This is a genomic window from Megasphaera sp. NM10 (assembly GCF_000417505.1).
GTDB lineage: Bacteria > Bacillota > Negativicutes > Veillonellales > Megasphaeraceae > Megasphaera > Megasphaera intestinihominis.
On record NZ_APHY01000038.1, the window covers coordinates 20,932 to 33,041 of the forward strand.

A 12,110-nucleotide genomic window follows, 5' to 3' on the forward strand; every position below is an offset into this window, starting at 1 on the left:
GGAGGTATCTTATGTCTATCGTATCCTTTTTGGCAGTGCCTGTCATCATCATCGTGGCCGCTGTCATCATCGTATCCCTGTTCCTGCACTTCGTGCCCATCGGTTTGTGGATTTCGGCCATGGCCGCCGGCGTATCCGTCGGCATCGTCAACCTCATCGGCATGCGCCTGCGCCGGGTCATCCCGTCGAAGATCATCCTGCCCCTGGTCAAGGCCAACAAGGCCGGCCTCGATGTCAACGTCAACCAGCTGGAAGCCCATTACCTGGCCGGCGGCGACGTCGACCGCGTCGTCGATGCCCTCATTGCCGCCCATCGGGCGACGATGTCCCTGACCTTTGAACGAGCCTGCGCCATCGACCTGGCTGGCCGCGACGTCCTGGAAGCCGTCCAGATGAGCGTCAATCCCAAGGTCATCGAAACGCCGTTCATCTCGGCTGTCGCCCAGAACGGCATCGAACTGAAAGTCCGGGCCCGGGTCACGGTCCGCGCCAACATCGACCGCCTCGTCGGCGGTGCCGGTGAAGCGACGGTCATCGCCCGCGTCGGCGAAGGCATCGTCACCAGTGTCGGCTCGGCACGGGACCATTCGCTGGTCCTGGAAAACCCTGATGAAATCAGTAAGACCGTCCTCAGCAAGGGCCTCGACGCCGGGACGGCCTTTGAAATCTTGTCCATCGATATTGCCGACGTCGACATAGGCCGCAATATCGGCGCCCGCCTGCAGACGGACCAGGCCGAAGCGGACAAGCAGATCGCCCAGGCCAAGGCCGAAGAACGGCGGGCCATGGCTGTGGCCAAAGAGCAGGAAATGCAGGCCTATACCCAGGAAATGCAGGCCAAAGTCGTCGAAGCCCAGGCCGAAGTCCCGTTGGCTCTGGCCCAGGCCCTGCGCGAAGGCAAGTTAGGCGTCATGGACTATTATAATATGAAGAATATCATGGCCGACACGGACATGCGCGCCGCTGTCGCCCAGGCCGGCGTCCCCAAGACCCAGTCGGTCCCGACGGGGCAGGACAGTCACCACGACGACCGCGGTCCGGCAGGCCATAGTGAAAAGTAGGTGAGCCTTATGGATATGTTATGGCTCATCGTGGCCTTCGCTCTCATGGCGATCCTGCCGGACCTGCTGCGGCGTCGCCGCCGCTATCCCAGGCGGAAAGGGCCGATTCCCGTGCCGCCGCGGCGTAAACCCGCACCGGCCAAGGCGCCGGCTCCGGCTGAAACCGGGGAAGATGCGGCTGGGAACGAGATTTCCGCACAGGAAACGACAGCTCCGGCACAGCCGCCCATCGTGCCGGCCCGTCCGGCTATAGCTCCCGTATCGGTGCCGCACCGCGTCCGGCCCGCGGCCTGGAGCCAGCTGACGCCGCAGGCGCGGGAGCTCTACGCCGGCTTCGTCTGGTCGGAGATATGGCAGGAACCGCTGGCTTACCGCCGGCGATTAATTAAAAAATAGAGAGGATTTATGGAAATGATTCAAGAAAAACAAGTAGGTATCAAGGGTATCCCCGGTCTGGTCATTACGTCCGGTGAAAAAGCGAAAGGCGTCGTCCTGTTCTATCATGGCTGGTCGTCGCAGATAGAATTCCAGGCCGTCCGCGGCCGCATCCTGGCTTCCTATGGCTACGACGTCGTCATTCCCGACGCTGTCAACCATGGCCACCGCGGCACGCTGGACTATGAATCGAAAGTCGTATACCCCGATTTCTGGCAGACCATCTTCCAGAACCTGACGGAAGTACCGGTCATGCTGGAATATATCCAGGAAAACTGGCCTGATACGCCCATCGCCGTCATGGGCCATTCCATGGGCGGCTTCACGGCCTTAGGGGCTGTGAGCCTTTTCAGGGAATTCAAGACGGCTGTCGTCATGAACGGCTCCGGCTGGTGGGATGAATCGGACCGCCGCTTCCGGGCAGCCCTGCACATCGAAAAGCCGCGGGCCTACCGTTTCATACAGATGCAGTTCGCCGCCATGGATCCCTATACGCATATGGACCGCCTCAGCGGCCGGTCCCTCTTGTCCCTCCGCGGCGGTGCCGATGATGTCGTCGACGGGGCTGCCCAGGAACTCTATCTGGAAAAACTGGCCCAGCGCGATGACGTCAAGACCCAGTCCATCGTCTACGATGACCTGGGCCACTTCGTCACGACCAACATGATGGGCGATGCCGTCAACTGGCTCCAAACAGAACTGCATTAAAGAGAAAATCGGATTTGCTTAAAAATAATAAGAGGTAAAACCTTTCTCTATGAAAAGAGGTAAAACCTTTCTCTATGAAAAGTATTAAATTAATTACGGCTGCATACTTTACAAATTTAAAAATACGAGTATAATATACGTATAAACAGAAACCGCAAAGGTGCGAAAAGCTAAGAATCAGTCATCTTTATGATAGAAATGATTCGTTTTCCACCTTGGCGGTTTTTATGTTTTTATAGTTATCATTTATAATCAGGGGATGTATAACAGGGGGGATAGGTATGTCAAAGAATATTTTCCGAACGAAAAGCATCAACCAGTTCCTGTCGGAAACGAAACAGGACGGCGGCATGAACCGCGTCCTGGGGACTTTCGGCCTGACCATGCTGGGCATCGGCTGTATCGTCGGCACAGGGATCTTCGTCCTGACCGGCATTGCCGCCGCCAATTACTCCGGCCCGGCCCTGGTCATTTCCTTCATCATCGCCGCACTGGCCTGCGGCTGTGCTGCACTTTGCTATTCTGAATTCGCCGCCATGATTCCCGTAGCCGGCAGCGCCTATACGTACGGCTACGTAGCCTTAGGCGAATTTTGGGCCTGGGTCATCGGCTGGGATTTGATTTTGGAATACACCCTGGCCTTGAGCGCCGTGTCCATCGGCTGGTCCGGCTATTTCGGCAATATCCTGACCAATCTGGGATTGGCTCTGCCGAAAGAATTCATTACGGCGCCGGAAGAAGGGGGCCTCATCAATCTGCCGGCTATGGCCATCATCTGGATCATCACCTTGATCAACATGAAGGGCATCACCCAGAGCTCCCTGGTCAATGACATCATCGTCGTCATCAAGCTGGCTGTCGTCGGCCTGTTCATCGCCCTCGGCATCAGCCACGTCGAACCGGCCAACTGGACGCCGTTCATGCCTTATGGCTGGTCCGGTGTCTTCACAGGCGCTTCGGTCATCTTCTTTGCTTACATCGGCTTCGACGCCGTCTCGACGGCTGCTGAAGAAGTCAAGAACCCGCAGAAAGATTTGCCTCGGGGCATCATCTTATCGCTCATCATCTGCACGATTCTCTACATTGCCGTATCGGCCATCCTGACCGGCATGGTCCCGTACTTACAGTTCAAGACGACGGCCGCTCCTGTTGCCTATGCACTGCAGCTCGTCGGCTATCATTGGGGTGCCGCTGCCGTCTCCGTCGGCGCTATCTGCGGCCTCACGTCGGTCCTTCTGGTCATGAGCCTCGGCCAGAGCCGTATCCTCTTCGTCATGTCCCGCGACGGCCTGCTGCCGCGCTTCTTCGGTCACATCAATAAGACGACCAAGACGCCGGTCCGCAGCTCCTTGTTGGTTGCCATCGTGTCGTCCATCCTGGCCGGCCTCGTACCTATCGGCATCGTCGCTGAAATGGTCAACATCGGCACGCTGGCAGCCTTCATCATCGTATCGGCATCGGTCATCGTCCTCCGCAAAAAAGCGCCGGACCGCGTTCGCCCGTTCCGCTGCCCCTGCGTACCGCTGGTACCGATCCTGTCGATCCTCTTCTGCGGTATCCTGGTCATCATGCTGCCGACAGTCACGCAGATCCGCTTCATCGTATGGCTGGCCATCGGCCTGGTCATCTACTTCGGCTATGGCTATAAGCACAGCATCATCACCAAAGCCCAGAAAGGCACGCTGAACGCAGCCCCTGCGGCCGCTGCTGATGAAACAGCCAGAGTACCTTCGGTCCACGAAGGCGCTCACTCCACTATTGAACACTGACGCATTCTATATATCGACAGAAAAAGACCCGCCCTCTCCCCTGGCCGGGTCTTTTTCTTGCCGTCAGCTGCCAGCCGCCCGCCCTTTGGGCGTCCCCTACGCACAAGGCCGCCGGCCGTGTGTCTTTTGCGGCCTGCCATCTGCGGACTGCGGCCTGCGCTCATTTCCATCGCCTGCATGCGATTTCGTAGGGGCCGTCCCAAAGAGCAGCCCGTTTCAGGATAGGTGTGGTTTCCCCAGCTAGCCCGCCAGGTACCGACCAGCGGGAGGGGAAGGGGGCCAGAACGGACAGCCGTGGCTGGCGGCCCGCAGGCTTCTTGTTAAAAAGCAACCTCTCAGTCAGCTGCGCTGACAGCTCCCCTAGCAGGGGAGCCGGGCCACGAACCACGAGCCGCGGGCCACGAACCACGAACCACGAGCCACGAGTCCCTAACCCCTAACCCCTAGCCCCTAACCACTAGTCACAAGGCGGGCCGCCTAGCCTCTGCTGTCCGTTCCAGCAACCATCTTGCGCCTTCCGTTGGTCGGCACCCGATGGGCTGGAAAGACTTCAGGACGGCCCCTACTAGCCACTAACCCCCCATTTGTGGTAAAGTAGAACCATATCATCATTGCAGAGGGGAGCTATGAGAATGGAAAAAAAGAAGATATATGTACTGGCCTGTGGCGGGACGATTGCCGGCAAGGCCGCGTCGGCCGATGACCTGACGGGGTATGCTGCCGGTCAGACGTCGATAGATGAACTGCTGGAAGCCGTGCCCCAGCTGGCTGATTATGCCGACGTGCAGGGCGAACAGTTCTGCAACATCGACAGCTCGGATATGACCGAAGCTTTATGGCTGTCCCTGGCCAATCGGGTCCAGGAAGTAGCCGACCGGGAAGACGTGGACGGTATCGTCATCACTCACGGCACGGATACGATGGAGGAAACGGCGTATTTCCTCGACCTCACGGTCCACACCATCAAGCCCGTCGTCCTTACGGGTTCCATGCGGCCGGCGACGGCCATCAGTGCCGACGGTCCGCTGAACCTCCTGGAAGCGGTCCAGGCCGCGTCCTGGCCGGACCTGGGAAAATACGGTGTCGTCATCGTCATGAACAGCACCGTCCACAGCGCCCGCTTCGTCGAAAAGACCGATACGACCCATGCCGATACTTTTAAAGGCCGCCAGATGGGCTGCCTGGGCTATATGCAGGACGGCCGGCCCCGCCTGTACCAGCAGCCCCTGCGCAAGCATACGTGGTCGTCGGACCTGGCCGCTCCTAAAGAACTGCCAGCCGTCGCCATCGTCTATGCCTATGTCGGCCTCACCGCTGACGACGTACGCCGCCTGGCCCAGGGGAAAGCGGGACTGGTCATCACGGGTCTCGGTCATGGCAAGATGCCCGAACTGGTCTGGCAGGCCTTGCAGCCCTTGATGGAACAGGGGCTGGTCGTCGTCCGGGCTGCCCGCGCCCTGGGCGGCATGGTCACCCAGGTCCCGGCTTATGACGGGACGGTCACAGCCGATTCCCTGACGCCGCAGAAGGCCAAGATCCTCTTGCAGCTGGCCCTGGCCCACACGACGGACCGGGAAAAAATACAGGCCATCTTCGACGCCTATTGAGGCCTGCAAATCACGGCTCTATGCCTTCCCTAATAGGGCGGGGTGTGATAAAATAAATAAGATATGAAACATAGGTATGCAATCCATGTATCCTTTACGACACTGACATAGATAGGAGCGAATGAATCATGAACAAGTACAAAAAATTGATGGTCCTTACGGCCCTGACAGCCGCCCTCGGCACGTCGGCTTTTGCCGCATCGACGGGGATTACGGATATCAGCAATTATTGGGGCAAAGACGCTATCCAGTATTTTTATAACCAGCACTACATCAGCGGCACGAACGGCCAGTTCCGTCCGAACGAAGACATTACCCGTGAAGGCGCAGCTGCCATCATCAACAACATGATCGGTGAAGATTCCAAAGTCAAGACGACCAACTTCAGCGACGTCAAAGGCCGCTGGTCCGAACGGGCCATCGCCTCGCTGGTCGACAAACAGATCATGAGCGGTTACAGCAACGGCACGTTCAAACCGGAACAGAAGATCACCCGCGAAGAATTTGCTGTCATCGCTTACAACTACATGACTTACAAGGGCATGAGCACCCTCGAAGGGGCCGCTCCCTATGCCGACGAAGCCAAGATTTCCAGCTGGGCCCGTCAGGCCGTCGACGCCCTGGCTGCTGCCGGTTACATGAAGGGCGGCAACTACAACATGTTCAACCCGAAACAGTATGTCACCCGCGGTGAAGCCGTCAACGTTCTCTACCGCATCCTGACCGGCGTCAAGGAAACGACGCAGAGCCAGGACGGCCTGGAATCCAAGGCCTTCAAGGATATCAAAGACGTCTACGGCTCAATCAAAGCCTTTGCATCTGACGGCATCATGTACTGGCAGGGCGACAAGCTCCACATCGGCGTCAAAGACCCGAAGAACAAACAGAAACTGGCCGATGCCATTGCTGCCGACAAGGATATCCCGGCCGAATCGGTCTATGTCCAGAAATCGACGTACAGCTATGACGACTATAAGAACCTCATGGCCCAGGCCGAAAAGATTTACAAGGCTACGGAAGCGACGAATGCTACCGTTTCGACGGAACCGGATTACCTCAATGAAAAAGTCGTCCTCACAGTCAGCTCCATTTCCAAAGAAACACAGAACAACCTCAATAAAGCCCTGGGCAGTGCCCTTCGCATCGTCATTCAGTAATCGCAGCAGAGGAGGATTTCCATGGTACGGAATAAAATCGCTGCCATCCTGGCAGCTGCGGCCATCTTGTCCGTCAGTGCCGTTTCGGCCGATGCCCCTTATACAGACCTGGGCAGCCTGACCGACCGCGCGGCTGTCGATTACCTCTATGATACGCAGTGCCTGACCTTCATCACAGGGGATACCTTTGAGCCAAACCGGGTCCTGACCCGCGGCGACCTGGCCCAGCTGCTCTATAATTCGGCAGCCAATATCCCCCTGGCACCGGTGGAAGCGGCCGGTGCCCACGATGTGCCGTCGGGCACGGCTGGTGATGCCATGAACAGCGTCGCCGCCCAGGGTATCCTGGCAGGCTATCAGGATGGGAATTTCTATCCCGAAGAACCGGTGAGCCGCGAAGAATTTGCCGACGTCATCTACCGCTACTTGCAGTACAATCAGCTGGCCGACCCGGACCAGGCCGTCAAGCCCTATGCCGATGCCGCGTCGATTGCGCCGGCTTACGCCAGGGCCATCGACGTCCTGCACAGCAAGAACATCATGGTGCCGGCAGATAACTATTTCCATCCCAAAGAAGGCATGACCCGGGCCGATGCCGCCCAGGTATTTTACCGCCTCATGCACTCCGACGGGGACTATACGTCTCATGTCCAGGTCGAATCGCAGCTCATCAAGGCCATCAATGCCGAATACGGCTCAGTGCCGATCTACTTCCGCAGCGGTACGATGTACTGGGATGGCGATACCCTGGTCCTGGGCATCAAAGGCGCTCCCAGCAAATACTTGCAGCAGCGCATCAACACGGACGTAGCCAAGCCGCAGGCCGTCAAGATACGTCGCGTATCCTTGAGCCACAGCGATTACAGCCAGCTCATGAATAAGGCCATCCATTGCGTCGTCGACAACGAAGGCGTCCAGAACTACGTCGGCGCCCTGCCGGACTACGTCAATGAACAAGTCGTCCTCACTGTCCGCCATCCCGTCAGCAAGGCGACGCTGGCTGAACTGGCCAAACGCGTCGGCGCCGGCCGGGTCCGTCTGGAAACGGCTCCTATCGCCGGGAAAGCTCCCATCGTCCAGGTAGCCGGACAGACAGACACAGCGGAAGAAGCCCCTGTGACGACAGAAAACACGAAAAAAGAAACGAAACAACTCTATTCCAAACTCTTAGACGACGCCACATCGAGCGCCATCACCTCCGTCCAGAACGACGTGATGAAGTGATTTGTAGGGGACGCCCAAAGGGCGTCCCGCAGGTCGCAGTTCGCAAAAGGGACTGTCGCATGAAGGTTTATTCCATCATGCGCGGTCCCTTTCTCTTTATAGTTTGTAGTACGGAGTTTGTAGTTTGTAGAAAATGGCTTTAAATTTAAAAGCATTCACTAAAAACTACAAACTGCAAACTTAAAACTCAAATCACACTCCGAAGAGTTCTCCCAATTCTTCCCGCGTGTCGATGAGGTATGTCGGCTGGAGGGATTCCAGGAAGTCCCGGTCGCGGAAACCCCAGGTGACCAGGGCTGCGTCGAGGCCGGCGTTATCGGCCGTTTCTTTGTCGACTTCCGAGTCGCCGACGTAGATGGCGTCGTCTTTGGCACAGCCCAGGCGCTTCAGGCTTCCCAGACCATGTCCGGAGCCGGTTTTTTGCGGTACATCGGCGTTTCACCCAAGGAGAAATCGACATAGTCTTTGAAGTATTCATCGTGCAGTTCCGATACGGCACCCTGGCCTTTGTTGGAGACGATAGCCATGTGGTAGCCGGCCGCCTTGAGCCGGCCCAGGACCTGGGGAATGCCGTCGTAGGGAAAGGTCGTCGTCTGGCAGTGGGCGCTGTAATAGGCGATGAACTCTTCCGTCATCGTCCGCCGCAGGGGTTCCGGCGCGTCCGGTGCGGCCTTGTCGATGAAGCCGTCGTATCCGAAGCCCAGGCAGGGGCGGATGGCATCCTGCGTCAGGGCGGGCAGGCCGTGACGGGCAAAAACATAGTTCAGGCTTTTCGTCAATTCGTCCAGCGTATCCAGGACGGTGCCGTCCATGTCGAAGACGATGGCTTTATATTTTTCCATGAAAAAGACTCCTTTGAAGGACAAAAAATCAGTTTACTCTTTTATTATACGAAAGTGCGAATTAATCGGCAATAGGGAGTAGCTCATGCCGTCATCTTATGCTACAATGGGAAAAGAAGTTTGATAAAATAGAGGAGAGGATGACATGACAAACTTTTTGCCGTACGCTATCATAGCGGGCATAGCAATCGTCTTTTTTGTAATTTGTTATATTATGTATTCCGGCGGAGGGCACTCTGAGAGTAGTCCCCAAACGGAGAAGAAAGGGAACACGAAGACGAAGACGCGCTACGACAGCGAGCCGCAGCCGCTGCGCAGGGTCCAGCACCGCAGCCCGGCAACAGTTAAGCATGCCAGACAATTACCGAAGGAAGCGGACGACGAAGAAACAGCCCCCTTGCCACAGGTCCCGAAAATGACACTGGGCGAACGGCGGGAGCATCCGGAAGAAACGGCCTTTGTCACGACCAAAGGCGAAGCCGTCCGCCGCAATAGCCGAATCGTCTATAAAGAAGCTCCCAAAGCCCAGGAACCTCCGGTCCACAAGGGCCCCAATGCGGATGACCTCGATGCGACGCGCGTCCTGTCCCGCGATGAAATCCTGGAAGCCATGGAAAAGGTAGACAAAGAAGAAGCCGCTGCCTATAAGGCCCGCGAGGAAGAAGCCAAACTAGCCCGTCAGCGCCAGGCCGAACAGGAAAAAGAAGCCCAGGAACAGCAGCTGGCCCGCAACCGGGAACGGCGCGAACAGGCCCGCCGCGAAGCCGCTGCGGCCAAGGAAGCCAATGCCCGCCGGGAAGAACGGGCACGCTGGGCCGAAGAAGTAGCCCAGACCGAAGAAGACAAGCCGCCCCTGGCTGATATGGCCGCCATCGTCTCGGCTGACCTGGCCGCTAAAGATGGCGGCGCCGCCCCGGCCGCCAGGAAACAGGCTGCCCCGGCAGCTGAACCGGCAGCATCTGAAACAGAAGCGCCGAAAGACACGCACCGCAAGCACATTCTCCGCGACGTCATGGCCGAAACGGCCAAAGCCGCCGGCACAGCCAAAGCCGTCGCCGACGCACCGGCTGCCGCCAAGAAACGGGCCGTATCCGAGGCGACACAGGTCCTGGAAGGACCTGTCGTCAGCGAAGGCATGAAAGCCGTCGCTTCCCAGCTGGAACAGACCCAGCGCATGGAACCGATCCACATCGACTCGGCCATGACGGCCAAGAAGAAAGCCGTCCCGGAAGAAACAATGGTCATGCCGCCCATCCGGGCCCACAAGTCCCAGGAAAAAGCGACACCTGTCGTCAAGCCGGCACCGGTCGTCAAACCGTCCCAGACGTCGTGGGATTCCAATACGTCCGGGACCGATACGCGCAACCCGTCACTGGGCAATGCGCCGCACTATGCGTCCGTATGGGAATCGGAAAGCACTGTCGATTCGCCTGTCGTCCGCCAGTGCGTCTCTCACTTCCTGCGCCAGTACGGCGTCGTTTCACCGGAACTGCAGCAGCAGACGGAATACATCACGTCGGCGGCCTTTGACCAGATCGGCTGCCAGACCGATACGGAACGGCAGCAGGCCCTGTCACCGCTCATCGTCCAGGAAGCTTTGCAGAACGTCCAGAAAGCCTATGCCGCTCATCCCGATGATTACGTCGGCACCATTGCCCTGCAGGCCTTTTACGATATCGTCCACTGCTCGCCCATTTCGACGCGCCATCTGGTCGCCATCGATGCCTTGAAGGTCATGCCCTATTTGACCCAGGGCCATTACCAGATCCTGGCGATTCTCTTATTGTTCCTGTATTCGCGCAACTCCCATAACGTCGACAAGGATTCGTTCTGCCGCTATATCGACAAGTACGTCTATCCCTTCCTGGATGGATTCCCGACGGAACGGCCTTACTACCAGCAGCTCGATTACTTGCACTGCACGGCTTTTGAAGCCAAGGAAACGCATTTTGCCGAAATCCTGTCCGATTCGTATCCGCTCTTGTTCCGCTACCGCGGTTTCACAGAAGAAGAATTGCGCAAAGCCCTCAAAGGCAAGCGCATCCCCGATGAATTCATCGTCCCGTCCTTCAATTCGCCACTGGTCAAACTGGCCATGGTCGATGAAAGCATGGCCAAACGCTTCTTCCGCATGACCGGCATCAACGACCGCAACATGCAGGACCACATCCTGCGCCTGGCCAAGAAACGCCCGGCCAACTTCAGCGGCGAAGAAGCCCTGGACATCATGGAAGATATTTCGCCGGTCCTGGCCGACTTGGGCGATATCTGGGACAGCTCGCTGCTGCGCGTATCGACGCTGTCGCTCCTGGGCCTGTACTTGGCTCAGGGCTTCGTCAAGGAAATCATTGGCGAAGAATTCGATTTGTCCCGCTGGTTTGAATAAGGAGCATCGTTGTGAAAAAAATCCGTAAAGCCGTCATCCCGGCGGCCGGGTTCGGCACCCGTTTCCTGCCGGCGACGAAGGCGACACCGAAAGAAATGCTGCCTATCGTCGATAAACCGACCATCCAGTATATCGTCGAAGAAGCCCTGCAGAGCGGCATCGAAGAAATCCTCATCATCAGCGGCCATGCCAAACGGGCCATTGAAGACCATTTCGATACCAATCCGGGCCTGGAACTGCACCTGGAAGAAAGCCATAAGATGGGGCTTCTGAACATGGTCCGCAGTATCTCTGAAATCAATATCCACTACATCCGGCAGAAACACATGCGGGGCCTGGGCGACGCCATTCTCTGCGCCCAGTCCTTCATTGCCGATGAACCCTTTGCCATCCTCCTCGGCGACGACGTCGTCTACAATGAAACCAATCCGGCCCTGCGCCAGATGATCGACTTGTACAACGACCTCGATGCGACCATCCTGGGCTGTCAGGAAGTGCCTTTAGAAAAAGTGTCGTCTTACGGCATCGTCCAGGGGACACCTGTCGAAGGGAAGGACATCCTGAAAGTCAACCGCGTCGTCGAAAAGCCGGACATCGAAGAAGCACCGAGCCGGACGGCCGTCCTGGGCCGCTATATCGTCACGCCGGACATCTTTGAAATCCTGGCCCATACCCAGCCGGGCAAGGGCGGGGAAATCCAGCTCACCGACGCCTTGCAGACCATGGCCAGCCGCGAAGCCGTCTATGCTACTGCTTTGAAGGCAAACGCTACGACGTAGGCGATAAACTGGGCTTCCTCAAAGCCAACGTCGAATACGCCCTGCGCCGCCCGGACCTGGCCGCCCCGTTCCGCCAGTTCCTGAAGGAAGTTGTTCGTGGTTCGTAGGGGCCGTCCTGAAGCCTTTCCAGCCTGATCGGTGC

The 12,110-nt window shown here is 57.7% G+C and carries 10 protein-coding genes and 1 pseudogene; 9 read left to right on the plus strand and 2 right to left on the minus strand.

Annotated elements, in window-relative coordinates:
* Positions 1-11 precede the first annotated feature (11 nt).
* The 7 genes from floA (at position 12) to NM10_RS07645 (ending at position 7,961) form a co-directional block, all read left to right on the plus strand.
* Complete coding sequence (gene floA, locus NM10_RS07615; RefSeq protein ID WP_020311006.1) at positions 12-1,061, plus strand: flotillin-like protein FloA; 1,050 nt, start codon at positions 12-14, stop codon at positions 1,059-1,061.
* 9 nt (positions 1,062-1,070) lie between these two features.
* Complete coding sequence (locus NM10_RS07620; protein WP_020311007.1) at positions 1,071-1,457, plus strand: hypothetical protein; 387 nt, start codon at positions 1,071-1,073, stop codon at positions 1,455-1,457.
* A 15-nt stretch (positions 1,458-1,472) separates the two neighbouring features.
* Positions 1,473-2,204 carry an alpha/beta fold hydrolase gene (locus NM10_RS07625; protein WP_020311008.1) on the plus strand — a complete coding sequence of 244 codons (732 nt, stop codon included), beginning with the start codon at positions 1,473-1,475 and terminating at the stop codon, positions 2,202-2,204.
* A gap of 281 nt (positions 2,205-2,485) precedes the next feature.
* Positions 2,486-3,973 carry an amino acid permease gene (locus NM10_RS07630; RefSeq protein WP_020311009.1) on the plus strand — a complete coding sequence of 496 codons (1,488 nt, stop codon included), beginning with the start codon at positions 2,486-2,488 and terminating at the stop codon, positions 3,971-3,973.
* Positions 3,974-4,605: 632 nt separating this feature from the next.
* On the plus strand, positions 4,606-5,580 hold the full coding sequence (locus tag NM10_RS07635; RefSeq protein ID WP_020311010.1) for an asparaginase: 975 nt from the start codon (positions 4,606-4,608) through the stop codon (positions 5,578-5,580).
* A 128-nt stretch (positions 5,581-5,708) separates the two neighbouring features.
* Complete coding sequence (locus NM10_RS07640; protein ID WP_020311011.1) at positions 5,709-6,737, plus strand: S-layer homology domain-containing protein; 1,029 nt, start codon at positions 5,709-5,711, stop codon at positions 6,735-6,737.
* Positions 6,738-6,758: 21 nt separating this feature from the next.
* On the plus strand, positions 6,759-7,961 hold the full coding sequence (locus NM10_RS07645; RefSeq protein ID WP_020311012.1) for an S-layer homology domain-containing protein: 1,203 nt from the start codon (positions 6,759-6,761) through the stop codon (positions 7,959-7,961).
* A gap of 192 nt (positions 7,962-8,153) precedes the next feature.
* Here the strand turns inward: NM10_RS07645 and NM10_RS14590 are convergent, their stop codons facing one another.
* Positions 8,154-8,360: an HAD family hydrolase gene (locus NM10_RS14590; RefSeq protein WP_335340747.1), complete on the minus strand. Its 207-nt coding sequence runs from the start codon at positions 8,358-8,360 to the stop codon at positions 8,154-8,156.
* Positions 8,348-8,803 carry an HAD family hydrolase gene (locus NM10_RS07650; protein WP_020311013.1) on the minus strand — a complete coding sequence of 152 codons (456 nt, stop codon included), beginning with the start codon at positions 8,801-8,803 and terminating at the stop codon, positions 8,348-8,350. The genes NM10_RS14590 and NM10_RS07650 overlap by 13 nt, the downstream gene beginning before the upstream one ends.
* A 214-nt stretch (positions 8,804-9,017) precedes the next feature.
* On the opposite strand from NM10_RS07650, the gene NM10_RS07655 reads away from it, so the two are divergent.
* Together NM10_RS07655 and galU are read left to right on the plus strand one after the other, a co-directional pair.
* Positions 9,018-11,189, plus strand: a complete 2,172-nt coding sequence (locus NM10_RS07655) for an LPO_1073/Vpar_1526 family protein (RefSeq protein ID WP_239639663.1) — start codon at positions 9,018-9,020, stop codon at positions 11,187-11,189.
* 11 nt (positions 11,190-11,200) lie between these two features.
* Positions 11,201-12,075: pseudogene (galU, locus tag NM10_RS07660) on the plus strand (UTP--glucose-1-phosphate uridylyltransferase GalU).
* The last annotated feature ends 35 nt before the right edge of the window (positions 12,076-12,110 follow it).